Raw genomic sequence first — 25,930 nt, forward strand, 5'->3', positions numbered from 1 at the left:
AGATCGGAGACGTGCGGCAGCACTTTCTGCGGTACGGTGTGTGTGCGCGCGCTGATTGCCGGCAGGTCTCTGTTCGGTACGACGTGCGAGACTGTCCTCACCGGCCGAGGAGCCCCTTCAACAGGTCTTTGCCTTGTTGTTGAAGGTCTTTAGGATTGGTCGTGCCTTCCAGCAGCCCTTTGACCGCTTCGTTCACTTTCTCTTTCACCTGCTCCTGGACTTTTCCGGTCAGCTCCTTGGTATCTAACGCGTAGGCGGGAGCTTGTATGCTGCCGGTGATCTGGAAGGGGAGTCTGAGCCGCCCTTCCTTCAGCGCGATTCTGGCAATGGGTGAGGACGATGCCAGTTTCTGGCTGAGAGCGGGAGACAGGTGCAAGTTCACAGCAAGGTTGAGCGCCTGGTCGAATCCGACGGTGCCGGCGCCTGTGGCTTGGAAGTCGTGGCTATCGATCAGCAGTTTCTGCACAGTGACGAGGCCCTGCTTGATCATGACATCGGTTTCAATCGCCGAGAATGCGGTCGTTTTGAGGCGATCCGGCGAGAGGCCTGCCACCTTCAAGAGCGTGACCGCCTCCTCCATCAGGTTAATCCCTTCGATCTTCCCGTTCTTGATCCGCAGATGTCCCGGTCCCTCCAACGCCTTGGTCAGGTCCGGCATGGTGAAGCCGCTTCCTGTGACGGCCAGATCCATGGCAGCCGTTCCGCTCATTGAGACCTTGCTGTCCGGACTGATGGCCGCCAGCGCGGGGCCGAGTTGGAGTCCGTCGATCCTGACCTTGCCGCGAAACGGCGGAGTCGGCGAGGCTGTCGACATTTCTCCGTCCGCCTTGAACTGGCCGTCGAACAGCTGGAAGGAGGCGTTGGAAAGACGCGCGTTCGGCCCCTTGAGATCGGCATTTATGAGCAGGTTTTTGAGTTCGACGGATTTCGCGAGCCCGGTATCGATCGGTAGATCTCCTGTCTGCACCGAGGGCGATGAGAGAATCACGTTCGCCTGGCCGCCCAGCAGGGTGCCTTTGACCGACAGAACAGATTTTCCCAGGATGACCCCAAGGCGCAGGTCGGAGATATCAGCGATCTCCAACGGAGGTGCCGACGGTTTGAACGGCACACGGGTCTTGGCCGTGACGGTGAGATCCTTGATCTCCACTGGCTTGGCTAGCGGGATGGCGATCGGCAAGTCAGCGGTATTGAGCGAAGGGGATGAGAGCGTCACATTGGCCTGACCGTTGAGAACCGTTCCTTTGAGGTGCAGGAGTGACTGGCCCAGCGCGACGGCGACCCGCAGGTCGGAGACATCGGCAATTTCCAATGGGGGTGCAGCGGGATTGAAGGGGACGCGTGTTTTGGCGGTGACGGACAGATCTTTGAGCTCCACCGGTTTGGTCAGCGGGACGGCGATCGGCAGGTCAGCGGTATTCACGGAAGGCGAAGAGAGGGTCATGGCGGCCTGGCCGTTGAGGACGGTACCCTTCGCCTGGATCAGCGATTGGCCCAGTGCGATGGCGACCCGCAGGTCGGAGACATCGGCGATTTCCAGCGGCGGTGCCGTCGGTTTGAATGGCACACGGGTCTTGGCCGTAACGGTGAGATCCTTCAACTCCACTGGCTTGGTCATCGGCACGGCGATCGGCAGATCAGCGGTGTTGAGTGAAGCGGATGACACCGTCACATTGGCCTGGCCGTTGAGGACGGTCCCTTTGAGGTGTACGGAGGAGCGTCCCATGATGAGCGCCAGGCTCAGATTCGAGATGTCTGCCAGCTCCAGGGGCGACACTCCTTGCTTGAACGGGTATGGCGCTTTGGCGGTCATCAGCAGATCCTTGATCAGCACCGGCTTCTGCAGCGGCAAGGCCACGGGAAGATCGGCCGTATTGATGGCGGGAGCAGACAGGGTCGCATCCAACCTGCCTCCGACGAGTGCCCCCTTCACAGCGAGCGCGACCTTGCCGAATCCCAAGGCGAAGTTGTACTGCTGCACTTCGAGTGTTTCGACCAGCGGGCCGAACTCACCGTCCAACGTGACCGGAAGATCATAGGGCAGCACTGTGGCCTTGAGGTGGACCGAAGGCGTGTGCCCGAGACGGACGGACTTCAGCAGCAGTTCAAGGTTCTGCACCTGGTATTCCGTGACCGGGGCCGTCGAAAGATCGCGATAGGTCAGCCTTCCGCCTTCGATCGAGACGCGATCCACGGCGAATAAGGCCAAGAGCTGCAACGGATCGCGTCCGGGAGGCGGAACCGTGCCAGGCTCTGCGGTAGACGGGGTCGTCGTCCTGGCTCCGATGGTCGACACATTCATCACGCCGTCTTTGTTGGTGATGACCGTGATAACCGGATCGCGGAGAGAAATCTCTTCGACTTCCACTTGCTGACTCAGGAGAGGCAGAAGTTTCACCCCGACGTCCAACGACGTCAGCGATGCAAAGGGCCCGGCACTGAAGGACGGATCGTCGAGGATGGTCACCCCGCCCACACGGGCGCCGAGGCGCGGCCAGATGGTCAGGCGGATATCTTGGAGCTGGACCTTGCGATTCAGCGCCTCTTCGATCAGCGGTTTGTACCGGTCTTGATACTGGTTTAGATCGATGAGAAACGGCAGCGCGAGGATCACGCCGACGAGGAGCACGAATCCGATAATCAGGCTGACGACAATTTTCACAAGAGCATCTCCGATCTCATTGCAGTATAGGAAGCAAGTGGCTGAGGGTCAATGCAGGAGAGTGGCTCAGGTTGTGCGAGTGGAATGGCGACAGCTGTGCCGCAACCTCTTTTGGCCGTGGGGCTTACTCACGCTTTTCGGTGCTCTGTCTCAGGCCGACTGTCTATTGTTCCTGATGGATTGTGACCGATATAGGATACGGGGCTTGGCAAGATCGTCAGGAGTAGATTATATGTGTGGCATTCTCGGTCTGGCAGGGCCTGTCCCGTCTGAATGAAGGGGATTCTTTCCCGAGTTTGTTCAGGAGCCCGGCATGAAGGATCGATCATGAACGACTCCGGGGATATCCACGGACTGGTCCCGGGATGTAACCGGCGGCAGTTTCTCTCGTGGGCTTTGGCGATGGCAGGAGTTTCCCTGTGTCGCCCTTCTCTCACCGGTGCGTGTAGCCATCCTCTCGCTCAGGCTCCTACTTGTGCTCCCGTAAATTGGCTTGATGGAGGACGGCCGGCCGTTGAAGGGTATTCCGACCGGCGGAGCTATCGGTCTGGAGATCAGGTCACCCTCTTCATGTCGGCCTCGCAACCCACCAGCGCCACTGTGGCGATCCATCGGCTTGGCGCAGAGGCGACGCTGGTCTGGTCGGCGTCTGCTTGGGTGCCGCCAAAGGCCATTCCTCCTGACGCATCTGAGCGCGGGTGTGGATGGGATGACGGAGAGAGTGGCCAGGTCTCTTTTGAAGTACCGGCGGGTTGGTCGTCAGGGTTTTACCGAATCACGATGAGTCCATCCTCCAGTGACGGGCGGGCGCGCGACGGAGAAGCCTTTTTCGTAGTGCGTGCACCGGACTCCGTCCCACAAGTTTCCACCCTCCTGCTGGTCTCAACCAATACATACGGCGCGTACAATAATTATGGCGCCTCAACCGCAGCCGGGATCGTCACGACCCGCGGCGGCTTCTATGATCAGGCACGTGAGGTTTCTTTCCACCGGCCCTTGCCGGCAGGATTCCTCTCTCCCTACGACTGTCGTCGGAGTCACGATCCGAGCCGTCAGAGCCCGTATGCCGGATGGGATAAGTGGGAATGGCCTTTTGTGCAGTGGGCCGAACGGAACAAGATCGTCCTCGACTATGCCACGAACGAAGATCTGGAGCGGGATCCCGGTCTGTTGTCCCGGTATCGTCTCGTTCTGAGCGTGGGGCATGATGAGTACTGGTCCATGGGAATGCGTGGGGCCCTCGATCGCTATATCCGGGCTGGGGGCAACGCGGCATTTTTCAGCGGGAACGTCTGCTACAGAAACGTCCGGTTGGATCTGGCGGGTTCGCGACTCATCTTGGAAGGCGACATGGACGGTGTCGCCTTATGGAGTCACCGCGACGGGCCGAATCAGCCGGAGAATCGGCTAACCGGTGTCAGTTTCTGTTACGGCGCGCTACGCCCCGATCCGATTCCTTATACGATTTATCATCCCAAGCATTGGATGTTCGAAGGCCTTTGGCCGGGAGGCTACCGCCCGGGACAGTTTCCTCTGGTGGGCTGCATCGGCTATGAGTGCGACGGCTGTGATATCGAGTGGGCCGGTGGGGTTCCTGCAGCGAGCCATCGGGACGGCACTCCTGCGAACTTTCAGATACTGGGGCTCGCTCCTGGTCGGATGCCGGACTATGAAGCCACCGTGCATTCGAATGCACTCTTTGGTCGTGGGGATGGGTTCACACCCTGGGGAAGAGACCTGCGCCAAGGAGCCGCTGTGTTGGGGCTATGGGCCGATGGCGGAACTGTTGTGACGGTTGGATGCACTGAATGGGCCCGTCATCTCGATGATCCGCTCGTGACCCAAATCACCAGGAACATCATCAGACGTCTTGCTTCGTAATCAGGCTCCGCGCAGCATGCCGCGCGACTTCCCTTGTGTTCGATCACGCGCGACTACTGACGGAGTGGTGCGTTACAGTTTGCCATCTGATGATCTGTTAAAGCGATCGGCGAGGAGAATGCCCGTGGTTTTCAGCTTCTGCTCACTGATGGTGGACCGGACGGCCGAGAGCCGGTTGGAAAAATCAGGATGCGTTTTGAAGAAGGCCCGGTCGTCGCCTTTGAGGGTCCGTAACCGGTCCAGAAACGTCTCGTAAGCAGTTGGATCGTACCCCACGCGCGATGCGAAGGTGACTCCCAATCGGTCGGACTCCAACTCTTTTCCCTGGTCCAGCCCCTCATCCAACAGCTTCTTGACCGCTCCATCGATCACATTCTTGAACGCGTCGGGATTCTTGTTCGCGTAAGCCAGGCCTGCTTCTGCCACGCCGGCGATCTGTTTGGACCGCTGAATGACGTCAAGGATATGTTTCTGGGTGACGTGACCGATCTCATGGCCCAACACCGCCGCAAGCTCGGCTTCGTTCTTGATCGTTTTCAACAACCCGCGGGTGACGAAGATGTAGCCGGCGGGGGCGGCGAAGGCGTTGATCGAGTCGTGGTTGAGGACGGCAAACCGATAGTCGATGTCAGCCCGATCACAGGTCAACGCGACGCTGCGGCCGACCAGGTTCACATATCGGGTCAGGTCCGGCTGATCGTAGATCCCGCCATAGCGGGCCACGACCTGCAAGGCGATCGCTTGCCCGATGGTTTGCTCCTCTTCGTATCCGATGGGTAGTAGCCCGCCGATGAGCGTTCCGCCGCCGTGAATTGTTTTTGCCAGCCGTTCGTTTCCCGAGCTTCGCGCGGCGCCTTCGGCGGCCTTCTGCATTTCCGCGCAGCCGGTCAGACCGGCGGTCGCGTACAGCACCAGACCGGCAACCAGGAGCCCGTGTGATGACCTATTCTGCATATTCGCCGAGCCTCCCGGCTTTGAGGAATGCCTGGATATCATCCTCAGCAATCTTGTTGGCGGTCATTCGATCCACGGCGTCGCGATGCTGCTGGGTAATCCCCGCCCGATTGGCATAACCCTCCGAGGCTTTATCAAGCCCGCGGGCGCCGGCCGAAGCGGTGACGCCCGAGGCCTCGGTTCGTCTGAACCCTTTCCCCAGGGCGGCCAGCTCGTTGTCCCCTCCCGCCGGTTTCGACTCGGACACATGATTGGCATAGATCCACCCTTGGACCCCCTTGGCGGTTCGTACTTGCAGCCAGCGCTCCTCGCGTTTCACCACTTCCAGGCTCTCGCCGAGCTTGAGGCTGGCGACGACCGGGTCCAGGGACGTCTTTCCTGAGCGCAACTGCGCGCTCTTGGCCGCGACGTATAGGGTTTCGCCGAAGGCGGCGTCGGTCATGGCGATGACCATGAAGACCATGGCGGCAAGGAAGGCATGTCGGTGATTCACGGGAGCCTCGCTCACTTTGAGGTGAGTTCATACACGCCATCCCACTGTTCGGGAGGCGGAGCTATAAGGTACTCTTTGGCTCTTTCCAAGTAAACCCGTGCCGGGCCGTCCTTCGGGTCGAGTGCCAGAGCCGCCTCAAAGTGCGTGGCCGCGGCTTTGAAATCCCGTTGCTTGTAGGCCTCGAGCCCCGCTCGATAGGCCTCAATGACACGGCGCCGTTCGTCAGGCAGCTCTCCCTTGCGGGCGAGCAACTCGAAGACCATCACGGGTTCCCGTTTGCCTTTGACCCGCATGCGGTCGACTTCCCGCGCTTCGATGTCCCCGGCAGCGAGTTCGTAGGTACGGGGACCCAACAGGATCAGCGTGTCATAAAACTTGTTCGCGCCCTCCAGGCGGGACGCCAGATTCACGGCATCGCCCATCACCGTGTATTCCATCCGGGCCTGCGATCCCATATTGCCGACCACGAGCCAGCCGGAATTGATTCCGATGCGCGCGCTGATCTCCGGCTGTCCATCGGCTTTCCACCGCTCGCGCAGCCTCGCGAGCTCCCGTTGCGAATCCAGGGCGGCAAAGCAGGCAAGGGTGGCATGGTTGGGCTCTCCGCGCGGCGCCCCGAAGATCGCCATGATGCCGTCTCCCAGGTACTTATTCACATTGCCCCGGTGGCGGAGAATGATCTCCGTCATGGCCGAGAGATACTGGTTCAGGAGCTCGACGAGCCTCTCCGGATCCATCTGTTCCGAGATGGAGGTGAATCCGGCGATATCAGAAAAGAGCACCGACAGTTCTTTTTTCTCGCCGCCGAGCCGGATGGCTTCCGGATTCCGCATGATCTCATCGACCACCTCAGCCGCCATGTATTTGTCGAAAACCGTCCGCAGTTGCCGGCGCTGTCTTCCTTCCGTCAGGTACTCCACGGTCGCGGCGGTTGCAAACGAGGCGGCCAGCGCGCCTTCGGGTATGGCGAGATCGAGCCAGAGTCCGTGCGAGGTAAAGGCGTGGACGGCGAGTCCGTAGTAAGCGGTGGCCAGGCCGGCGATGGTGGCGGCCTTGATCCATTGGGATTGCATCAACATGAAGGCCCACGCGGTCGCCAGCGCGAGGACGAGTGTGGAGGCCGCGAAGACCACCCACGAGGCCGGCTGGAGATGGCGATGTCTCAGCATATTATCGAGCGCCGACATGTGGATGAGGACGCCCGGTGCGAAGGGGGACAGCGGGGTCACACGCAGATCGTACGTCCCGGCGGCGGTGGTGGCAATGAACACGATTTTGTCGCGAAACAGCGCCGGGTCGAGCAGGGGCGGCTTCCCGCCCTGCCTGTCGATATAGGAGCGGAGGACGGCTCCGATGGGATAGACGGGGTAGACGTGATTCTCCAGCGATCCGTGCCAGTCGATGACCATGTCCTGTTCCGCAGTCAGGGGAATCGTCACCGGTCCGAGGCGAAGTTCCCGAGGATGCAGGGAGGCTCGATCCGCTTGCAGGAGGTCCCGCGCGACGGTCGTGCTGATGTGCAGGAATGCCTGATGGTGCGCGTATGCCAGTGGAGGGAGGCGGCGGGTGGTTCCGTCGATGTCCGGAGTCAGATTGATATATCCGAGACCGTGAGCGGCCTGCGCGAACAGCGGCAAGGGCAATTTGGCCCCGGCGTAGGTCGGGACTGTTCCGGCCGGCAGCGCATTCTGATCGTCGAGCGGGATCGTCGCTTTTTTCATGATCTCGAGCGGGTACTCTTGCACACCGTCAGGGGAAGCGGTCGAGCCGCCGGAGGGCTGTTGCTCGTTCTGCATCAGGAACGGCAGATAAACGTTTCCGGCGGCCCGCATCTCTTCGGCGAATACCGCATCAAACTCTTCCCCTGATCGATCCGGTTCGAGAAACAGGAGATCGAAGACTACGGCTTTGGCGCCGGCCTCTTTTAGGTAGTGGACGACGTACCCGTGCCGGTCACGGGACCAGGGCCACTGGCCGTAGGCTTCCAGGCTGGCCTCATCCACCGCGACCAGTACGATGTCGCTCCCGGCCTTGGTGGCATCTGCGTATCGATGGAATCGATGGTCGAGTGTCTTGAGTTCGGTGACGGTGAGCCATCCGGACCAGTGCAGGGCCAAGGCGAGGAGCCCTATCGCGCCTCCCACTACCGCTCCGGAGATGACCTTGTTGTATCGCGTGGCGGCTTGCATGTTACGGCTCCACCGTCGATGACCGGAGCCGGTCGGGGATCAGTTCCCGGACCGACGGAAGAATTGGAGAATCTTCGCGGTGAGCGATTGTCCATCCTCTGCGACAGACCTCAGCTTTGACGCGCGATCGGCGGTTTCGCGCGTGGCCGCCAGCGCCGACTGCCGGGTCGCGAGGATTGTGCCGAATTGTTCTGCCAGGCCGGGGGTCTTGGATATCACCTGGCTCATGGCGCTTTTACCGATGACTGTGACGGTCAGTTGGGATTTTGCCTGGACCGTGGCGGAGCGTGGGGCTCCGGTGAGCAGGGACATTTCGCCGAAGAACTGCCCTTTCTTGAGCGCGGCGACCGGCGTGGTCCGATCGCCCGTCTTGATCACGACGTCGGCTTCGCCCTTCATGACCACGAAGAGCTCCTCTCCCGGTTCGCCCTCCCGCACGACCTGCTCACCGGGCAGGTAGACGCGTCTCTGCGCATGTTCGGCCAGCGAGTGCAGCCCCTCTGCGTCGAGTATGGCTAAGAAATCGATCGCACGAAATTGCTCCTTCATGCCGGCCAGCTCGATGGCCCGCAGCGCCGTCAGGTCGGGGGGCTGGGTGGTATGCACGACACGTTGGGGATAAGGGATCTCGATACCATTCCGCTGGAAGGCATACCAGACGTAGGCCATCACCTCGCCCTCAAGGCGTTCTCGGCCTCCGTAGTCATGGAAAAAGAACTTGAGCTTGTAGGAGATGCCGGACTCTTTGAATTCCTCGACGAAGCTGATCGGCGCCGGAGAGGCGACGACGCCTGGGACCGCCAACGCAGATTGCACGAGGATTTCTTTCACCTGCATCGGGGGATGGGCATAGTTCGCTTCGACGTGAATGGCTCGGGCGCACAGGCTTTCCGGCCGGCTATGGTTGGTGATGGCGGATTGGGAGACTGCATCGTTGGGGAGCATGATGTAATCGTAGGCGCGCGTTCTGATCGTGATGTAATCGAAGGCGATGTCGGTAACGACGCCCTCTTTGTCCATCAAGGTGACCCAGTCGCCGACGTGGATCATGCGGCCGAGTTGGATGCCCGAGGCCAGGCGCGCGATGACGTCTTTGAGCGCAAACCCCACCACGGCGGTGGCGATGGTCGGGAGCGCGATCAAGGTCAGCGGATCCATTTCGAGCACCGCCCGTAGCAGGACGAGGCCTGCGAGTGTGACCCCGACGAGCAGGAAGATCAGGCGGAGCATCCGGGGGATGTATTTCCCCCGCTTCTCGACGAGGTAATCTTCGATGAACAGCAGATCCAGGGTTTTCAGGATGACGAAGGACATCGCCAGGTAGGCGATGAAGGCCAGCCAGGGCTGCGCCCACTGGGGCACATGTGAGATCAAGCCCTGTGTCGTGAGCTCCAGCAGGAGCACGAGCAGGATCGTGGAGAGACATCCCGCGTAGAATTCAAGCCCGGCAGGTTTTTTACGGACAGCGCTGAGGTACGCGAGCAGTCCGATGGTGATCAGGCCGAGAATCGACGCTACGCCCATAATTGTCTGCCAGCTTCCATAGGAAGTGATCGCCGGATTCTAAGGCCGCGCCGCTGACACAGCCACGGGCGCGCCAGGCAGAAGATAGACCGGATGATCTTGGGATGCAAGATGGCGGGATGAGGCACGGTTATGTATTCAGACGGGGCAGGGCGGCCTCGTGGGAATGCGGCGGGTTCGTCGCCAGCTCTAGCCCGTCACACAGTTTCTTGCAGTCTGCCTAGTGGGGGCAACTGCACAAGGCCGGTGTTAAGATCTCGTTCTGTCTCAGGGAACGGGCTTGTGTGAATGCAATTTCGTTTGTATGATCTCAACATGAATCTTCGTCTCCGCATCGCATCGTTGTTGTTCGCGTTGCTGGCTATTCCCGTCGGGGGCCATGCAGCGGATGGCCTTCAAGTAGCCGACTCTCCCGCCTTGCAGTCGCTGAATCAGCAGTTTTCTCGGGGAGGCGTGGCGTCCGAGGTGCCGTTCTACGCGCCGGACTCGTTACCGCTGTCCTCTCCGTCATCGTCGATCTTTCGGGATATTCCGTCGATCAGCGGTCGCTATTCGGTCGGGGGCCGCACCATCATGCCGTATCTCGGGGCGGGATTCGGTGGCGGGTATACGTCGGAGTTAAATCGTTCGTTGACCGGTCCTGCTCCCGTGCAACCCGACGTCGGGTTACGCAGTCCGTTAGGGCAGGGGCTTTCGCTGAATGAGTTTCAGATGGGCCTCCGCATTCCTTTCTAATAGAGGTTGGCTCCGATTGTGCACGTTTGCTCAACGCCCGACTTCTTCTCCCTCCATTGAGCGTGCCGGTCTGAAGGGGGTATCGTTCGGTACAACGCGTAGAGATCTCCGTGAATTGAGTCAAAGATGCGTGCAACGTGATTTGTTGATCAAACGGCTTCTTACGGGCAAAGCGGGGCGTGACTGTCAACCTGACGAGGCGTGAGGAGGAACGACGATGGCATTAGGATGGCGGGTCGGGATCTCAACGGCGGTCTGCGTAAGCGGACTGCTTTATGGCGGGATCGTCCAGGGAGAACCTGAGTCCAAGGTTCCGCGCGCCGATTCGGCGCGCGGCAAGACCCTTTTTATCAGAAATTGCGCCGGTTGCCACGGGGCTGCGGGTGGGGGAGATGGCTATCGGCTCCTGGGGCCGGATCCGGCGAATCTCACGTCACCGTCGACCAGCAGAAAATCCGATGCCGACCTGCTGAAGACGATCCACCATGGCAAACCGAATATGCCGGCCTGGAAGGGAAATCTTTCGGAGAGCCAGAGCCGGGATGTGCTGGCCTACATACGCACCCTCGGGAAGTGACGCGGGGTGATGGGCCTCGCGTCACACCGGGGTAAGCAGGGACTACGCTACTTCGGGAGCTTGGGCATCTGGAACTTGATCGGCTCTCCCGTGAGTGCCTTGAGAAAGGCCACGAGGTCGGTCTTTTCCTCAGGCGTCAGGTTGAGCGGTTTCATAAGGGTGCTCAGGTTCTGGTTAGCCCCGCCCCCCTCGTTCAGGAAATCTACGACTTCTTCGAGCGCCTTGAAGGCGCCGTCGTGCATGTACGGCGCTGTCTCTACGATGCTGCGCAGCGTCGGGGTTTTGAAGGCGCCTTTGTCCTTCTCCGCCCGCGTCACGTTGTACCGTCCCAGATCCTCTTTTGCCGGTCCCACTTGCGGGACGCCCAGGTTGTGGAACTGGTTGTCTGTGAAGTTCGAACCATTGTGGCAGAGGATGCAGCGCGCCTTGCCTTTGAATAAAGCCATTCCCTTGACGGCAGCCTCATCCATGGCCTTCGGGTCTCCCAGCACATATTTGTCGAAGGCGGAGTTCGTCGAAATGACCGTCCGCTCATAGGCGGCGATGGCGTTGGCCAGATCCTGGAGATTCACATCCGATCCGAACACGGCGCGGAATTGCTGCTGATAGCCTTTGACTTTGCCGAGCTTGCGGACCACGTCCTCGTGGGTCTCGCCCATCTCAATCGGATTGTGTATCGGACCGATGGCCTGCTCTTCCAGCGAGCGGGCTCGACCGTCCCAGAACTGGAGGTGGTTGAAAGCGGTGTTGTAGACCGTCGGCGACTGGCGCCCGCCCACACCGCCGCCGATCCCGATGGAGGTCTGCCGCGGGTCGGCGAATCCGGTTCCTGGATTGTGGCAGAACGCACAGGAGATCGCGCCGCTCTTGGAGAGGCGGCCGTCGAAGTAGAGCTGCTTGCCCAATTCGATCTTGGCGGCGTAAGTCAGATTTGTAGACGGCGTCGGCGTCGAGGTCGGCAGCGGCCCGATGTCCGGCACGGTCACGCCGTCGATGGTGACGGTTCCGTGAGGGGCATGGCCGGATGGAGAGGCCTGGGCCGTTTGGACAAACGGCGAGAGCGCCGTCGCACTGATCAACCCGAGTACTCCGATGAATCCTGCTGACGCCAGTCTCATCCGCATCATAATGCGCCTCCTGGAATATGCCGGTTGCGCGGAGGATAGCACAGGCACAAGATATTCGGGAGGCCTCTGGAGCAGAGCGCTGCTCATGGGGACGATGCGGCAGGCCTGTATTTCTCAAGACGATTCATCACGGCAACCCCAATATGCCGGCCTGGAAAGGCAATATTTCGGATGAGCCAAGCCGGGTTGTGCTCGACTATAGGCGGAGGTTCCCCAAATAGCGGTTTGGGGAACCCGGTTGATGACGGCTGAGTGTGGCCGACTGCGAGGTGCATAGTCATCTTCGCAGCGTGAGGGCGACTGCGAAGGAGACGGCCGCACAGAGGCTCAAGTAGAAGGCGGGGGCCAAGCTATTTCCGCTCCATTCGATAAAGAGTGTGGCCATCAGCGGCGTAGTGCCGCCGAACAAAGCCGCGCCGATGTTGTAGGCGAGCGAGAGGCCTGTATAGCGCAGTGGCGTGGGGAACAATTCAGTGACAGCGGCAAAGAAGGGCCCCATATAACAGGCCACCAACAGGGTCAGCAACGTTTGCGCCGTGATCATGCGGATCAGGTCGTCGCTGGTGAGCCAGAGAAAGCACGGGTACGACAAAAGCGCGATTCCCGCCGCTCCGGCGATCAGCAGCGGTGGTTGTCCGATTCGATCCGACCAGGCGCCCATTACCGGAATCAACAGGGCCAGCAGTGCCATGCAGCCTGTGTTGAGAATGAGGAGTGTCGCGGGAGTAACGGTCGTGACCGTCGCCAAATAGGTTGCCAGATAGACATACAGCAGGTAGAACGCCACGCCGTGCAGCCATACGAGGCCGATGACTTTCGCCAGGGCCCGTCGCTGCGTGGCGAATACGTCCCGAACGGGGGAAGACGCGAGTTGTCCTTCCCGGCGGATTATTTCGAAAGCCGGCGACTCTGCCACTCGGGTTCGCAGGTACCATCCCGCCACGGCAATGAAGCCCCCCATCACGAAAGGAATCCGCCAACCCCATTGACGGAGCGCCTCTTCCGGGAGGCTCGTGGCGATCAACGCCCCCACGCCGGATCCCACCAGCGCACCGATCTGGGCGCTGAAACCTGCCCAGCTCCCGACATAGCCTCGTTGCGAACCGGCCGCATGTTCGACGAGAAAGGTAGCGGAGCCGGTGAATTCTCCCCCGACCGACAATCCCTGAAGAAACCGGCAGAGGGTCAAGGTGATCGGCGCGAGCACGCCGATCGTTTCGTAAGTCGGGAGGAGTCCCACCAGGCAGGTCGGGGCGGCCATGAGCAGGACCGACCAGGCCAGCGCGTGGCGTCGCCCCACCGTGTCGCCCCAATAACCGAACAGCAGCGCGCCGAGCGGGCGTGCCAGAAAGCCAACAGCGAAGACGCCGAAAGCGGCGATCAACGAGGTGGAGGCAGAATCGGAGGGAAAGAACAGAGCGGCGAAGACGGGAGCGAAGTAACCATAGAGGGCGAAGTCGTACCATTCAAGCACATTACCGATGGCCCCGGCCAAGAGTGTTCTCTTCCTCACTGGCGCGACACGTTTCGGCATTATCGTGTTCGGCAAATCGGCAGCCACTTTCCGGCCGGCTTCAGTCGCTCTGATCCTGTGCGGCACTGTCGGCCCTAAACTTGGTTCCTAGCCGCGCTGACCGGTGCTGAATGTGCGCGGATCGAGCGTTTGTCCGGTGGCGGTGCCTTCGACGCCGGCGAGATAGGTTTGCGCGACAGTGGCGGCGGGGAGGCCGATCGAGGGATCCATTTTTCTGGCGATCAACGTTTCGGTCACCCAGGGCGGACTCACGACGTTGATGCGGATGCCGCGCGGAAGCTCCAGGGCGGCGGCGCGGGCGAAGCCTTCGAGTCCCGCATTGACCATGCTGATCGATGCACTGCCCTTCATGGGCTCGCGGCTCAGGACGCCGCTGGTGAGGGTGAAAGAGCCGTTGTCGTGGATATACTGCCGGCCGATGCGGACGAGGTTGACCTGCCCCATCAGTTTGTTGGACAGCCCGAGCTGAAAATCCGCATCTTTCAGATCGTCCAGGCTTCCGAACGCAGCCCGGCCTGCGGCGCACAGAAGGGCATCGAAGGCCTCGACCGTGCGAAACATCTGGATAATGGACTCTATCGATGCGAGGTCCACGCGAATCGCGCCACTCTTATGCCCGACACTGACCACCTCATGTTGTGCGGACAACGCAGCGACCACTGCAGACCCGATCGTTCCCGTTGCCCCGACGACGATGATGCGCATGTATCTTCCTTCTGGAGAAAAGCCAGTCAGTCCATGTTCTCGATGATTCAGTGAAGAGATTAGCGTCGGGTTTGTTCGGACGCAAGAGGGCCTATGATCCGTCACGTAGTAACTCCGCGATGGACGCCGGCTTGTCAGATTCTTTATTCTAAGGGAGGCGATCGTGTGATCCACGCGAGCTGTGCAGGATTCCGGGATACGAGCAACTGTCATGATGCGACACCGTTCCACCCGTATCGGGGTACTTGTGGTGCTGGCCATGGTCGTCTCCGCGCTGGCGGCCTGCAGTCAGTTCGAGCCGCGCGATAAGCGGTTCTACTACCGTGCGCTGTGGAACTTCGCGCTGCGCGAAGATCTGGTCGAGCTCGACAGCGAGTTCAACGGCGTCGATTTCGGTCACTCCAATCTCTATGAGAACCTCTTGCTGACCGGCGGGAAGGATGTGCCGGCCATCGAGGAGCGGGCGCGCAAGGAGACGCTCGCCTTCATTGCGACGAAGCCCCGGCTGAATCCGAACGAAGAGGCCATCGCGCCGACCTACATGAAGCTGGCCTGGCGCGCGCAGAATACGTTCGATGAAGCGCACGCCCTGCATCGCGCCACCTACGACATCATGGCCTCCGACGAACCTGACAAAGCGCGCGCGCTCCGTGACGTGCAGGCCTATTATCAAGAAAGCGCCTATGCCATTACGGCCCAGCGGCTGGACCATCATCGGCTGGATCAGTTTCCCTATTCCAAGACCTTCCGCAACCGGTTTCCGTTGTTCAATGCGACGATCTGGTCGTATCACTACCTGCAAGTCGCTGTGTATGATCCCTTGCAGGCGGCGCGCGATTTAGCAGCCAAGGCCCAGGCCGTGCGGCCCATTCTCGCCACCTATCGCCGCTATCTCGACCGGCCGCCGGTGGAGTGGACTTTCATGCCGCTGACGGCGGAGCTGAGTCCTTCGTTCGCGGCGCGCTATCCGGAGATCGCCAACATCTTCGACAATCTCCACATGCTGCATGACAACATCAGCGACATCCTCGCGAGCGAGGTGCTGCCGACATGGGAGGCGAAGCGGGCGGAGATCTATCGTCTGGTTGACACCTACTATCTGGCAAGCGCCGATGCGACGAATCCGATGATCATGCAAGACCGGGAGCATCACCATTGAGACGGTCCGCCTGGCCTATAGTCAGCGCGATGCTCGTGCTCGTGCTGTTGCCTCTGCGCAGCTTTGCCCTGGACCACGATAATCTCGATCCGAACCGGCCGATCGGGATGGAAGACGCCTACGCGATTCCGAAAGGCGAGATCGGGATGGAAGGCGGCGTGCGCTTCAACGACCGTCGGGAAGGCCGCACCCGGGTGACCTTCCAGCCGCAGATTATCTACGGCGCGTTCTACAATACGCAGATCGAAATTCAGGGGGATCTCATGTCCGATCCCAATACCCTCGTCGGCGCGGCGAAGTCGGGCGACCTGCATGTAGGGGTGCTCTACAACTTCAACACCGAAACGATCAGCCTGCCGGCGTTTGCGGTCCGTGTCGCGATGGAGTTGCCCACCGGGGTGAATTCGAAGGGCGTAGACACGCAGATGACCGGCATTCTCACCCGTTCGTTCGGGCGGCTGCGCGCGCACCTCAATGCGGGCTACACCATCCTTGGCTCGCCGCAGGGGCAGGAGCGGCCCGGAACGTATCGGGCGGTCGCCGCGGTGAGTTATCCCTTAGGCTATCCGACAAGCTTCAGCGACACGTTGATTGCCAGTGTGTACACGCGGGAATCGGATCTCCGCGGCCAGCGCAACCACACCGGGATTGAGATCGGCCTGCGCCATCAACTCACGTCCCGGATGGTCCTGGACGGAGGGCTCGGCACCGAATTCGTCGGGCCGGCGGATCGGGCCGCCCTCTTGGGCACGATCGGATTGTCGGTGGGGTTCTGAGCAGGTTCTAGTCGAATGTGCCGCCAGGGACAGTGTCTACTCACGCAGCGGCCTGCTAGAATGCCCCGCCATGCCCGACACAACGATAACCAGTCAGCCGCGTAAGGCGGCGGCCCTCTTCATCCTCTTCACTGTGCTGCTCGACATGCTGTCCTTCGGGATCGTGATCCCGGTGTTGCCGAAGCTCGTCGAAGAGTTTCTGTCGGGCGATACGGCCCGCGCGGCGGAGATCTTCGGCTACATGGGGACGGCCTGGGCGCTGATGCAGTTTATCTGCTCGCCTATTCAAGGCGCCTTGTCCGACCGGTTCGGCCGGCGGCCGGTCGTCCTGCTGTCGAACTTCGGATTAGGACTCGACTACATCCTCATGGCGCTGGCGCCGAATCTGGCATGGCTGTTCGCGGGGCGCGTGATCGCCGGGATCGCGTCGTCGAGCTTCAGTACCGCCGGGGCCTACATTGCGGATGTGACGCCGCCGGAGCAGCGGGCGGCGGCGTTCGGCAAGATCGGGATGGTCTTCGGTCTCGGGTTCATTCTGGGACCGGCGTTGGGCGGATGGCTGGGGGGGATTGATCCGCGATTGCCGTTCTGGGGCGCCGCGCTCCTCAGTCTCTTGAATGCCTGTTACGGATTCTTTGTCTTGCCGGAATCGTTGCCGCGTGAAAAGCGGGCGGCCTTTGCCTGGAAGCGGGCGAATCCGATCGGTTCGCTGGTGTTGCTGCGGTCGCATCATGAATTGTTCGGGCTCGCAACCGTCGCGTTCCTCGGTTATCTCGCCCACGCGGTGCTGCCAAGCGTCGCCGTGCTCTACATGGGCTATCGCTATGGATGGGACACGGCCAGCGTCGGTCTGATGCTTGCCGGTGTGGGAGTGGCCGCCATGATCGTGCAGGGGGTGCTGATCCGGCCGCTCACGGCGCGATTCGGCGAACGCACGACGTTGCTCGCGGGATTACTCTGCGGCGCGGTCGGCTTTGCGATCTACGGAGTCGCGTCGGAGGGGTGGATCTTCTGCCTGGGCATTCCGATCATGGCGTTCTGGGGACTGGCCGGCCCGGCGACCCAGGCCTTGATGTCGCGCCGCGTGAGCGGCTCGGAGCAAGGCCGGCTCCAAGGGGCGACGGCGAGTATCAACGGAGTGACCGGGCTGATCGGACCGACGCTCTTCACGCAGATCTTTGCGCACTTCATCGGGGCGCAGGCCGGGTGGCAGGTGCCCGGCGCGCCGTTTCTCCTCGCGTCCTGCCTGCTTCTGACCGGGGCCGGCCTCGCCTGGCGAGTGACTCGATCGGGTCCGTAAGCGCGTCGTGGTCCGCGTCAGCCTAGATTCAACTCGCTCGCCGCGCGTCACGCCCGTTCCGTCTTTTTCCGTCACCCCGTTCGTCTCGCACCCTGATCGTTCTTCCGCCTGCAGAAGAAGGCTGCTTGCCTCGTTTATTCGGCAAGGCGTATGATCGATCATCCCACCGCGTTTATCTATAAGGAGGTGCTATGACCGTCCTTACCAATTCCAAAAAACCGCGAGTGTCCTTTGACCGCAGTATAGAACGTATGCGGGAACAGCTGGCCGAACTTGCCCCGTTTCTAGGCAAAGGGAAGCCTACCCGCAGCCTGGACGAATTCGATTTCGAAACGGAACAGTTGATCGGCGACTTGCTGGGGCAGACGTCCGATCTGTTGCATGCGTATGAATATGCCGAACTGGGCGAGGCGGCCGGCCTGGTGAATATGACGGATGAGGCGCCGGAAGGCACCGGCATGGACAGTCAGCGGCAGAGTCTCTTGCAACGCAGCCGGGTGTTGGAGAGTTGCATCTCTGAATTGGAAGCGCGCCGGTCTGCCGAACCGAAGAAGCCCAAAGTGGGGCGGACCCTCATCGGTCCGCAAGTGGCCGAACACATGTCCCCTGAAATACGGAGCCTGTCTCAGGACGCCACCCTCCAGGAGGCGGGGCAGCTTATGCAGAAATGGAAAACGGGCTCGTTACTCCTGACGGATAAGCAATCCTATGTCGGATTCATCACGGATTCCATACTCGCGCGCGAGGTGGTGGCCAACGGTCTGAATCACGCCGCCACGGCCGTCAAAACCTGCATGCGAACGCCGGTTGTGGCGATCGCCGGCGACCGTCCGATTATCGAGGCGGTGCGCATGATGAAAGAGCAGGCCACCCGGCACCTGGCCGTGACGCAAGACGGCCAGATCATCGGCGTGATCTCGGTATCCAACATTTTGCGCTATTACTCCGGCGTCGTCTGAGTCTGTGGCCTGAGTGCCCTCATCCCAGCATGGAGGTGGAGCATGGGACCTACCAAAGCGATCGTCAAAGCGCACGCGCTTTATGAGGCGTTAAGCGGACACATCATCAAGGACGGTTTTGCGAACCGCGCCGACCTTGAGGACTATGTGAACCATCACTATCTTGTGTTGCCGGTTCTCGACAATGCGGGCCAGCCGTGGCAGCTGGACGGGAAACCCGTCTACTGTCTTCGCGGCAGCCAGTACGAGACGCTTGGCGGACAGAAAATCCAGCTGGCCCGCTGCCCGGATTGCGGCGGCATGGGGATCAGAACGGACGAATTCACGGTCGAGTCGGATTGCATCCACTGCACGGCCTGCGGGCACGAGTTCGATGCAAGACTCGAAATGATGGAGACGTAACGGCGGCGGTTCGCTTCGCAGCCACGATCCCGTGGCGGTGACGGGTTGTCATCTTTTAGGAGCCATGAGGTCACCGGATGGGACGATTAACGGGCAAAGTTGCGATTGTCACAGGGAGCAGCAGCGGCATCGGTAAGGCCACTGCCCTGCGCTATGGCGCAGAAGGGGCGAGGGTTGTCGTGACAGCGCGGCGGCTGGCACTGTGCGAGCAGACGGTAGACCAGATCAAGGCCAAAGGCGGGGAGGCCTGGGCAATTCAAACCGACGTGGCCGATGAGCAGCAGGTCGAACGGCTGATCGCGGAGACGATGAAGCGCTATGGACGGCTGGATCTACTGGTGAATAATGCCGGCATCATTGCCGGTGGACGGCGACTGGCCGAGACGAGCACGAAGGATTTCGATGCGGTCATGAATGTGAATCTGCGCGGGACGTTTTTCTGCTGCCGGGCCGGATTCAACCAGATGAAGCAACAGGGCGGGGGCACCATCATCAATATGTCGAGCGTCGCGGGTGTGCAGGCCTGGGCCGGTACCGGCATCTATAGCGCCTCGAAGCACGGCATCATGGCGTTGACCAAGTCGCTGGCCGACGAAGGCCGCGCGCACAATATCAAGGTGGCCGCTATCTGTCCGGGCGGTGTGGCGGACGAGCTTGTCGATGCGTCAGCAGAGGAGATCCTGCGCAGCGAAAAGATCGATCCGTTCGACATCGCCGAAGCGGCGGTCTATCTGGCGACGTTGAGTAAGCACACCGTCGTACACCAGATCGTGATCGATCGGCTCGGCGCGGATTGGTAAGGGGGCGATCGAGGCAGGGGCGAGGGGGGCGCCAACGTACTACGGAAACCGTCGTGGTCTTTGTGCTAGCATAAAATGTCTTCTCCTGATCGCCGGTCTGGCCGGACCCGGCGCGTGAGAGTCCTGCAGGCCGTCGTATGTTCATCGCTGGGTAACCATCATGCCGTTAATTCCCGAACCGCTGCACCATCGTCTCATCCAGCTGCGCCGTGTGCTTCATGAATATCCTGAACTCAGCGGGCAGGAGGCCAACACGGCGGCAGTGATTTGTAAATTTCTCGATGGACTCGCCATCAAGTATCGAGCGCACGTCGGTGGCCACGGGGTGATTGCTGAGATTCCCGGACGCGCCGGAGTGCCCTGTGTTGTGTTGCGCGCCGACATGGATGCGCTGCCGATTCAGGAAGACACCGGCCTGGAATTCGCGTCGGTCCATGACGGCATCATGCACGCCTGCGGGCATGACGGGCACACGGCGATGCTGCTCGGCGCTGCCGCGCTGCTCTCGGAGGAGAATGAGCTGCCCGCTCCGGTGCGGTTGATTTTTCAGCCCGCCGAGGAAAAAGGCACCGGCGCGTTGGCCATGATTCACGCCGGCGCGTTGGAGGGGGCGGGCATGATATTCGGCGGGCATCTCGACCGTCACTATCATCCGGGAGGCATTGCCGTGGCCGAGGGCGCCGTCAACGCGTCGTCGGATAATTTCACGATCGAGATCATCGGACAGGGTGCGCACGGCGCGCGTCCCCACGAGAGCATCGACGCGGTCGTGGTCGGGAGCCTCATGATCATGGCGCTGCAGACGATCGTGTCGCGTGAAGTCGACCCCGCGCGGCCGTCGGTCGTCTCCGTGGGGCAGTTCCATGCGGGGACCGCGCCGAACGTGATCGCGGGCCAGGCCAAGTTGGAGGGGACGGTCCGTGCTCAGGATCCTATGGTGAGGCAACAACTCCTCGCCTCCATCCGCCGCATCGCCGAATCCATTGCCCAGCTGCATGGAGCGAAAATTCAGGTCGCCGTGACAGAAGGCACGCCGCCGCTGATCAACACGCCGGACATGGCCAGCCTCGCGCGCCGCGCGGCGGTCACTGCCGTGGGGGAGGCCAACGTATTGCCGCTCAAGACGGCCAACATGGGGGCCGAGGATTTCAGTTACTACATGGAAAAGATTCCGGGCGCCTATGTCCGATTCGGGGGGCAAGTGCCCGGCAAGGAAGGGTATCCCGCGCATTCCAGCAAGTTCGATTTCGATGAAGCAGCTTTGGCCGTCGGTGCGGCCTATTATCAGGCCATTGCCAGGCTCGCGGGCCAGCGGTTGCGCGATCAGACCACCGGTTTCTGACCCAGCTTACGGGACGGCCATGATTCGGATCAGAGAAGCCTGCGAAGAAGATGTCGGCCAGATCCGCGAGATTTTTCTCGCGGTCTACGGCACCGACTACCCGCATCGCGAACTCTACGATGAATTGTGGCTGAAGCGCTCGGTCTTCACGGACGATGCGCTGATTCTCGTCGCCGAAGATACGGAGGCCAATCGGGTGATCGGTACGGCTTCCGTGCTGTTTGATTTCGGAGCCCATTCCGATCTCGTGGGCGAGTTCGGCCGGCTCGCGGTCCATCCGGACTATCGCCGGTTGCAGGTCGGTAAGCTGCTGATGGAGAAGCGCCTGGAGGTGATTCAGAACCGCCTCCACGTCGGCCTCGTCGTCGCCCGTACCGTCCACCCCTATGCCCAGCAGATCAGCCTCGCGCACGGGTTCACCCCCACCGGGTTTCTGCCGCTGAAGCATTTCTTTCGCCACCGCGAGAGCTTTGCTTTGCTGGTCCGGTATTTCGGCGATGCACTCGCCTTGCGCCGCAACAATCCGCGGATCATTCCCGAGGTCTATGCCCTGGCGAATCTCGTGATGAGCCACCCGCCGCTGACCCCGGATTTCATCGTCGACGAAGACTCCGCTCCGTATCCGGCCGGGGGCGACTACACCATTGAGCAACTGCAGTCCGAAGGCTATCCGGCCTTACTGCGTATTGAGCGGGGGCGGGTGCGCAACCGGGAAATCTTCGGCCCCATGCGGCTGGATTACGGGTTTTTCAAACTCCATTCGCGGCAAACCAGTTACTTTCTGGCCCGCTCCGGCGGCCACATCGCCGGAGCCGTCGGTTATATGATGGATCCGGTCGAACACACCGTCCACGTATTCGAGCTCATTGCTCTGGCCGACGATGTCGTGCGTTTTCTACTCGTTGAACTGGAGCGGAAGTGCCGGGAGGAGATGGGGATCGAGTACATCGAGATCGACGTCAGTGCCTATGCCCCCCGGATGCAGCGCACGCTTCTGGAGCTAAACTTTATGCCAGTTGCCTATGTGCCGGCCATGGTGTTCTATCAGGTGGAGCGGCTCGATATCGTAAAGATGGTGCGGCTGAACAAGCTGCAAGATCTGGGGCCGCTCGCACTGACGGAACAGGTCCGGGTCGTCGCCGATGTGGTGATGCGCGGGTTCTCCACCTGCGTCATCGCCCCGCGCATGGCACAGGCCATCAAGGAGATTCCATTGTTCCACGGCATGAACAGTGAGCAGGCAATCCGGCTGGCGGGAATCTGTACGGTGCGGGAATGGCAGCCAAGGGATTGTCTTTTTGTCGAGCGCGATCCAACAGACCGGCTGTATCTGGTGCTGCAGGGGCGAGTCGTCATCAGCGGCGGCAGCCCGCCGGTGACAATCGGAACCGTCCGCACCGGGGAGACCTGCGGGGAAGTGTCACTGCTCTCGGCCCGGCCGCACTCCGCGACGGCTACGGCGGAGGGCCCTGTCGAAGCGGCCGAACTGCTCCAGCGCGATCTGGCCGATCTCATCCGCCGGCGTCCTGACATCGGGGTCATTATCTACCGCAACCTGGCCGTCGGCCTCGGCGAGAAACTCCTGCGCTCCGGCCATTCCATGCGGGGCCATGAACCTGCCCATTCGGAAGTGCTTCATTTTACCTGAGACGGTATTTCAGGTCGCACACTCATCGTGTGTTCACCGAGTCTGCCGGAGCGCTCGATTCCCCGCTGCCAGATGCGCGAATTGCTGCTTCAATCCATTGATGCGCGCCAGGTAGGTGTTCACATCGTGGTCGCCGCAGCGCTGGTGGGGAAGGAGCCGGAAACCGCGCCTCGCGTAATCCTGGCCCGCTCCTGCTCCGCAGAGGTGGATGATGGCGGCGAGATCCTGCTTTTTCTGGAGCGTCGCCGATGCCGCCCGCCGGTGGCCCATCGCGGCGGCGACATTGCGGTCGAGCAGTGCGGCCGTCATCTCGATCGCATGGCTCGGCACGACGCGGGAATAGAGGCGGTTGAACCAGCAGGAGCTGAAATTGTTCCAGGGGCCGTCTTCGACGACCTCGTGATCGTGAACGCAGTAGCGCTTTGCCAGCTGAAACGTTCCGTCGGTGAGCTGGTACATACCCACCGCGCTTGACGCCGGCTGATACCACTCCAAGGGATTCCACGAAGCCCGCCATCGCCAGTAGGTCCGCGCCACGGGGTTGCCCGCTCCTTCGCTCTGGGCCAGTGCGGCGAGCAGTTCCGGCGCGATGACGGCGGTCGAATGTTCACGGAAGAGCGCGCCGTATTCCTGCCAGGTTTTCGCCGGGCTCTTGTCGAATGCGTTGTCGAGGGGGAACAGGACTTCGGTGGGTTTGTGGAATGCATGGTACATCCAGTTCACCGCCAGCCAGAGCACGAGAATCAGCGCAACGCTGACGACGATTCGCACCGCCGGCGTCGTTTTTCCCAGTGCCCGAAAGAATGTGCGACACTCCTGCCAGCGGGACCGCATGAAGCGGCGGGATCCGGCAAAGCTGCGTCGATGGCGCGAGCGTCCCGCTCTGCGGCGAGGGGAACGGGCGTTGCGGCGATGGGATCGGGGCGGCATGCCTGTACTATAACTCAAAAATGGAGGCATGCCTGCATGTTGAGCGCAGGGAAGGATTGATATCGGCCTCATAACAGTCGACAAATGCGTTTCTGGGGAAGGAGATGACGGTCTTCCCATCTTCAGATGGTTCAGTCAAAAGCGGGTTGCGTTGAGGGTGCCTCTAGCGTGGCGGGCTGGCCGTTCGTTTCCGCACAGCTTCTCACGGGCTGGATCTATGAGGGACCGAAGTTGGTCTCATCTGTTTCTTCGGCGGCTTGAAGGTTCTCGTCGGATAGCGCGACATAATGGCGGGCCCACGTCAGATACATATATCCGCTGTCGCGCATCACGCCGGCACCCTTAAGCAGTTTGTCGATCAACTCGGCATCTCTGCCACCCGATTCAAGTGTTGCCGCATGCCGCTGCAGCGCCGGGGAGAATGCCGTCATCAATGCCGACATCTCACCGATGAGCTGTTGGAGATGCGCTTGTTCACTGTTCATGGAGGCATTTCCCTCCCTGAGGGAGGGCACAGTATCAGTGACGCTTCCTACCTTGGTCACCGGCCGGTGGGCGGGCGTCTCGGACGGAAGCGGATAGAGTTGCTCGAGTCGCTGGATCAACGGCAGCGCTTCCGGAGTACTGGTCCAGGTCGGTTCACTGGGTGAGTGGTCCCAGCTCAACGTTTGAATACCCGCGTTCGTCAGCACGGTGCGGATTGTCTCGACCATCGCATCCAGCGTCGTTTCACTCCAGGGACGGAGATCGATGACGCGCTTCTCCCGCTCATCGGGTGGAGGGCTTTCATGGATGAGCATCCAGCATCGGTCGAAGAGTGCCGTACGCACGTCATCGGGGACATTGAGTGAAGTCAGCCGGGAGGTGCACAGCGCCGTGACGAGCAGGACGAACTGAAGGTCCGGCATCCCGGGGCGATCGATATCAAGCGTCTGCATGATGGCCTTTCCAGACGGCCGCAGAATCCTTTTCGGCGGTTCCAGGCTCCGGTCATGAATCGCGGTGCTTACGTTTCTGCATGGATCTCGAAAAATGCGTCGACGCTCTCCAGTAACCGCGCTTTGATTTCTTCCGGCGTGCCGTTGATCACATGCAGGGTGATGTTGCCGGTCGATCCGTCGGGCAGGACGATCGGCATGTGCGGATGCGCCTCTTCTGCACCGGTCCCTGGATCCAGCCGCATGCCGTAGGTCAGTGTAAAAGGAGTCTGTGTATTCCTGATGCGTGCTGTGGAGTCCGTCATGGTGTACCTCGGTCGAATTATCGGCAAGGCGTGCCGGGTGAAGGGTGGAAGACCCGGGCGGTGCATCGTGCCCGGCTCCCGAATCTTCCACCTATCCTGTCACGCCTGTACGACAGCAGCAACCGGCTTCGGCAGAAATTCCTTGTAGCCGTACCGCTCGGCCAGATAGGCCTTGGCCTCGTCGCTGACATACTCGGTGAATTTGTAGCGATCGTCCTCGACGTTCTTGGCATCTTCCATAACCTTGTCGGTCGGGATCGCATACTCGATATTGCAGGACGTATAGGCTTGAATATAGGTCGGTCCGACTTCCCGCGCGATCAGGACGGCCTTCTTGATGCAACTTTCCACCCGCCGAGGATTGTTCGGCACCACGGTGGCGATATAGGCGCAGCCGGCGATTTTGGCCATGCTGACCATATCCATCTTTTCGAACTTCTTGCCGAGCGGCGCCATCTTGAGGACCGCGCCTCTGGTCGTCATTCCGCTCTCCTGCCCGCCGGTATTGCCGTAGACCTCGTTGTCCAGCATGATCGTCGTGAACCGTTCTTTTCTGAACCAGGAATGGAGCACTTGCTGGAATCCGATATCGGCGGTTCCTCCGTCCCCCGCGATCACCACGACATCCTTGGGTTTGTCGCCGAAGCGGATCCTCAACCCGCGCGACAACCCGCTGGCGACGCCGTTCTGGTCGCCGTAGTTGCCGTACACGAAGGGAATCGCCGCCTGAGAAATGGCTAACCGGCCGCATCCGGCCGTTCCAACCGTAATGGTGTCTTCGGGATTGGGAAACGCGATGATCGCCAAGCGGATAAACAAGGTCATCGCGCAGCCGGCGCACATGGGGTGTTCTTCGAGGATTTCCTTGAAGCTGCCCATCTGCGAGACGGTTGTTTTCTTTCCGAAGGGCCCGTGCTCCACCATATCCTTATATTCTTTCGGCATGAACGCATCGAACCCCGGGGTGAATTTCACATAATCGAGACTCAT

The 25,930-nt window shown here is 60.9% G+C and carries 23 protein-coding genes; 11 read left to right on the forward strand and 12 right to left on the reverse strand.

Features of this window, described 5'->3' with window-relative positions; translation table 11 throughout:
- Nucleotides 1–97: 97 nt before the first annotated feature.
- Nucleotides 98–2,662, reverse strand: a complete 2,565-nt coding sequence (locus tag Q7U39_00525; protein ID MDO9116413.1) for an AsmA family protein — start codon at nucleotides 2,660–2,662, stop codon at nucleotides 98–100.
- Between the two features lie 570 nt (nucleotides 2,663–3,232).
- On the opposite strand from Q7U39_00525, the gene Q7U39_00530 reads away from it, so the two are divergent.
- Complete coding sequence (locus tag Q7U39_00530) at nucleotides 3,233–4,543, forward strand: hypothetical protein (GenBank protein MDO9116414.1); 1,311 nt, start codon at nucleotides 3,233–3,235, stop codon at nucleotides 4,541–4,543.
- Between the two features lie 72 nt (nucleotides 4,544–4,615).
- Here the strand turns inward: Q7U39_00530 and Q7U39_00535 are convergent, their stop codons facing one another.
- From Q7U39_00535 to Q7U39_00550, 4 genes are read right to left on the reverse strand one after another with little or no spacing between them, the layout of a single operon-like run.
- On the reverse strand, nucleotides 4,616–5,497 hold the full coding sequence (locus Q7U39_00535) for a M48 family metalloprotease (protein MDO9116415.1): 882 nt from the start codon (nucleotides 5,495–5,497) through the stop codon (nucleotides 4,616–4,618).
- Nucleotides 5,487–5,990 carry an SH3 domain-containing protein gene (locus tag Q7U39_00540; GenBank protein ID MDO9116416.1) on the reverse strand — a complete coding sequence of 168 codons (504 nt, stop codon included), beginning with the start codon at nucleotides 5,988–5,990 and terminating at the stop codon, nucleotides 5,487–5,489. The genes Q7U39_00535 and Q7U39_00540 overlap by 11 nt, the downstream gene beginning before the upstream one ends.
- A gap of 11 nt (nucleotides 5,991–6,001) precedes the next feature.
- Nucleotides 6,002–8,179: a CHASE2 domain-containing protein gene (locus tag Q7U39_00545; GenBank protein MDO9116417.1), complete on the reverse strand. Its 2,178-nt coding sequence runs from the start codon at nucleotides 8,177–8,179 to the stop codon at nucleotides 6,002–6,004.
- Between the two features lie 39 nt (nucleotides 8,180–8,218).
- Nucleotides 8,219–9,703, reverse strand: coding sequence for a mechanosensitive ion channel family protein (locus Q7U39_00550; protein MDO9116418.1), 1,485 nt, complete (start codon nucleotides 9,701–9,703; stop codon nucleotides 8,219–8,221).
- Nucleotides 9,704–10,018: 315 nt separating this feature from the next.
- Between Q7U39_00550 and Q7U39_00555 the strand changes: the two genes are divergently transcribed.
- On the forward strand, nucleotides 10,019–10,438 hold the full coding sequence (locus tag Q7U39_00555; protein MDO9116419.1) for a hypothetical protein: 420 nt from the start codon (nucleotides 10,019–10,021) through the stop codon (nucleotides 10,436–10,438).
- A 217-nt stretch (nucleotides 10,439–10,655) separates the two neighbouring features.
- On the forward strand, nucleotides 10,656–11,015 hold the full coding sequence (locus Q7U39_00560) for a cytochrome c (GenBank protein MDO9116420.1): 360 nt from the start codon (nucleotides 10,656–10,658) through the stop codon (nucleotides 11,013–11,015).
- 47 nt (nucleotides 11,016–11,062) lie between these two features.
- On the opposite strand, the gene Q7U39_00565 is transcribed toward Q7U39_00560, so the two are convergent.
- The 3 genes from Q7U39_00565 to Q7U39_00575 form a co-directional block, all read right to left on the reverse strand.
- A complete protein-coding gene (locus Q7U39_00565; protein ID MDO9116421.1) occupies nucleotides 11,063–12,142 on the reverse strand; it encodes a cytochrome c peroxidase in 1,080 nt (359 codons plus the stop codon).
- Nucleotides 12,143–12,419: 277 nt separating this feature from the next.
- Complete coding sequence (locus tag Q7U39_00570; protein ID MDO9116422.1) at nucleotides 12,420–13,655, reverse strand: MFS transporter; 1,236 nt, start codon at nucleotides 13,653–13,655, stop codon at nucleotides 12,420–12,422.
- Between the two features lie 108 nt (nucleotides 13,656–13,763).
- Nucleotides 13,764–14,381 (reverse strand): short chain dehydrogenase, encoded by a 618-nt coding sequence (locus Q7U39_00575; GenBank protein ID MDO9116423.1) that lies wholly within the window; start codon nucleotides 14,379–14,381, stop codon nucleotides 13,764–13,766.
- Nucleotides 14,382–14,592: 211 nt separating this feature from the next.
- Here Q7U39_00575 and Q7U39_00580 point away from each other — a divergent pair, with 211 nt between their 5' ends.
- From Q7U39_00580 to Q7U39_00615, 8 genes are all read left to right on the forward strand, one after another.
- On the forward strand, nucleotides 14,593–15,540 hold the full coding sequence (locus Q7U39_00580) for a hypothetical protein (GenBank protein MDO9116424.1): 948 nt from the start codon (nucleotides 14,593–14,595) through the stop codon (nucleotides 15,538–15,540).
- Between the two features lie 29 nt (nucleotides 15,541–15,569).
- A complete protein-coding gene (locus Q7U39_00585; GenBank protein ID MDO9116425.1) occupies nucleotides 15,570–16,316 on the forward strand; it encodes a transporter in 747 nt (248 codons plus the stop codon).
- A gap of 70 nt (nucleotides 16,317–16,386) precedes the next feature.
- The gene (locus Q7U39_00590; GenBank protein MDO9116426.1) at nucleotides 16,387–17,616 is read left to right on the forward strand and encodes a TCR/Tet family MFS transporter; all 1,230 of its coding nucleotides are present in this window, start codon (nucleotides 16,387–16,389) and stop codon (nucleotides 17,614–17,616) included.
- Nucleotides 17,617–17,807: 191 nt separating this feature from the next.
- Entirely contained in the window at nucleotides 17,808–18,575 is a 768-nt protein-coding gene (locus tag Q7U39_00595; GenBank protein ID MDO9116427.1) for a CBS domain-containing protein, read from the forward strand.
- 42 nt (nucleotides 18,576–18,617) lie between these two features.
- Nucleotides 18,618–18,977 (forward strand): hypothetical protein, encoded by a 360-nt coding sequence (locus Q7U39_00600; GenBank protein ID MDO9116428.1) that lies wholly within the window; start codon nucleotides 18,618–18,620, stop codon nucleotides 18,975–18,977.
- A 77-nt stretch (nucleotides 18,978–19,054) separates the two neighbouring features.
- On the forward strand, nucleotides 19,055–19,777 hold the full coding sequence (locus Q7U39_00605; GenBank protein ID MDO9116429.1) for an SDR family oxidoreductase: 723 nt from the start codon (nucleotides 19,055–19,057) through the stop codon (nucleotides 19,775–19,777).
- Nucleotides 19,778–19,937: 160 nt separating this feature from the next.
- Nucleotides 19,938–21,119 (forward strand): M20 family metallopeptidase, encoded by a 1,182-nt coding sequence (locus Q7U39_00610; GenBank protein ID MDO9116430.1) that lies wholly within the window; start codon nucleotides 19,938–19,940, stop codon nucleotides 21,117–21,119.
- A gap of 19 nt (nucleotides 21,120–21,138) precedes the next feature.
- Nucleotides 21,139–22,767 carry a GNAT family N-acetyltransferase gene (locus Q7U39_00615; GenBank protein MDO9116431.1) on the forward strand — a complete coding sequence of 543 codons (1,629 nt, stop codon included), beginning with the start codon at nucleotides 21,139–21,141 and terminating at the stop codon, nucleotides 22,765–22,767.
- 33 nt (nucleotides 22,768–22,800) lie between these two features.
- Here the strand turns inward: Q7U39_00615 and Q7U39_00620 are convergent, their stop codons facing one another.
- From Q7U39_00620 to Q7U39_00635, 4 genes are all read right to left on the reverse strand, one after another.
- Nucleotides 22,801–23,697, reverse strand: coding sequence for a lytic transglycosylase domain-containing protein (locus Q7U39_00620; protein MDO9116432.1), 897 nt, complete (start codon nucleotides 23,695–23,697; stop codon nucleotides 22,801–22,803).
- 215 nt (nucleotides 23,698–23,912) lie between these two features.
- Entirely contained in the window at nucleotides 23,913–24,635 is a 723-nt protein-coding gene (locus tag Q7U39_00625; GenBank protein ID MDO9116433.1) for a hypothetical protein, read from the reverse strand.
- 68 nt (nucleotides 24,636–24,703) lie between these two features.
- A complete protein-coding gene (locus Q7U39_00630; GenBank protein MDO9116434.1) occupies nucleotides 24,704–24,940 on the reverse strand; it encodes a hypothetical protein in 237 nt (78 codons plus the stop codon).
- A 99-nt stretch (nucleotides 24,941–25,039) separates the two neighbouring features.
- A complete protein-coding gene (locus Q7U39_00635) occupies nucleotides 25,040–25,930 on the reverse strand; it encodes a thiamine pyrophosphate-dependent enzyme (GenBank protein ID MDO9116435.1) in 891 nt (296 codons plus the stop codon).

The sequence above is a fragment of the Nitrospira sp. genome (genome assembly GCA_030653545.1).
Classification (GTDB): Bacteria; Nitrospirota; Nitrospiria; order Nitrospirales; family Nitrospiraceae; genus Nitrospira_D.

Excerpts from the sequence above, each read along its gene's own strand:
- Q7U39_00610 (MDO9116430.1), top strand. The coding sequence starts at position 19,938 with ATGCCGTTAATTCCCGAACCGCTGCACCATCGTCTCATCCAGCTGCGC.
- Q7U39_00620 (MDO9116432.1), bottom strand. The coding sequence starts at position 23,697 with ATGCCGCCCCGATCCCATCGCCGCAACGCCCGTTCCCCTCGCCGCAGA.
- Q7U39_00625 (MDO9116433.1), bottom strand. The coding sequence starts at position 24,635 with ATGCAGACGCTTGATATCGATCGCCCCGGGATGCCGGACCTTCAGTTC.
- Q7U39_00555 (MDO9116419.1), top strand. The coding sequence starts at position 10,019 with ATGAATCTTCGTCTCCGCATCGCATCGTTGTTGTTCGCGTTGCTGGCT.
- Q7U39_00585 (MDO9116425.1), top strand. The coding sequence starts at position 15,570 with ATGCTCGTGCTCGTGCTGTTGCCTCTGCGCAGCTTTGCCCTGGACCAC.
- Q7U39_00580 (MDO9116424.1), top strand. The coding sequence starts at position 14,593 with ATGATGCGACACCGTTCCACCCGTATCGGGGTACTTGTGGTGCTGGCC.
- Q7U39_00600 (MDO9116428.1), top strand. The coding sequence starts at position 18,618 with ATGGGACCTACCAAAGCGATCGTCAAAGCGCACGCGCTTTATGAGGCG.
- Q7U39_00550 (MDO9116418.1), bottom strand. The coding sequence starts at position 9,703 with ATGGGCGTAGCGTCGATTCTCGGCCTGATCACCATCGGACTGCTCGCG.
- Q7U39_00575 (MDO9116423.1), bottom strand. The coding sequence starts at position 14,381 with ATGCGCATCATCGTCGTCGGGGCAACGGGAACGATCGGGTCTGCAGTG.
- Q7U39_00595 (MDO9116427.1), top strand. The coding sequence starts at position 17,808 with ATGACCGTCCTTACCAATTCCAAAAAACCGCGAGTGTCCTTTGACCGC.
- Q7U39_00545 (MDO9116417.1), bottom strand. The coding sequence starts at position 8,179 with ATGCAAGCCGCCACGCGATACAACAAGGTCATCTCCGGAGCGGTAGTG.
- Q7U39_00635 (MDO9116435.1), bottom strand. The coding sequence starts at position 25,930 with ATGAGTCTCGATTATGTGAAATTCACCCCGGGGTTCGATGCGTTCATG.
- Q7U39_00535 (MDO9116415.1), bottom strand. The coding sequence starts at position 5,497 with ATGCAGAATAGGTCATCACACGGGCTCCTGGTTGCCGGTCTGGTGCTG.
- Q7U39_00590 (MDO9116426.1), top strand. The coding sequence starts at position 16,387 with ATGCCCGACACAACGATAACCAGTCAGCCGCGTAAGGCGGCGGCCCTC.
- Q7U39_00530 (MDO9116414.1), top strand. The coding sequence starts at position 3,233 with ATGTCGGCCTCGCAACCCACCAGCGCCACTGTGGCGATCCATCGGCTT.
- Q7U39_00605 (MDO9116429.1), top strand. The coding sequence starts at position 19,055 with ATGGGACGATTAACGGGCAAAGTTGCGATTGTCACAGGGAGCAGCAGC.
- Q7U39_00630 (MDO9116434.1), bottom strand. The coding sequence starts at position 24,940 with ATGACGGACTCCACAGCACGCATCAGGAATACACAGACTCCTTTTACA.
- Q7U39_00565 (MDO9116421.1), bottom strand. The coding sequence starts at position 12,142 with ATGATGCGGATGAGACTGGCGTCAGCAGGATTCATCGGAGTACTCGGG.
- Q7U39_00615 (MDO9116431.1), top strand. The coding sequence starts at position 21,139 with ATGATTCGGATCAGAGAAGCCTGCGAAGAAGATGTCGGCCAGATCCGC.
- Q7U39_00560 (MDO9116420.1), top strand. The coding sequence starts at position 10,656 with ATGGCATTAGGATGGCGGGTCGGGATCTCAACGGCGGTCTGCGTAAGC.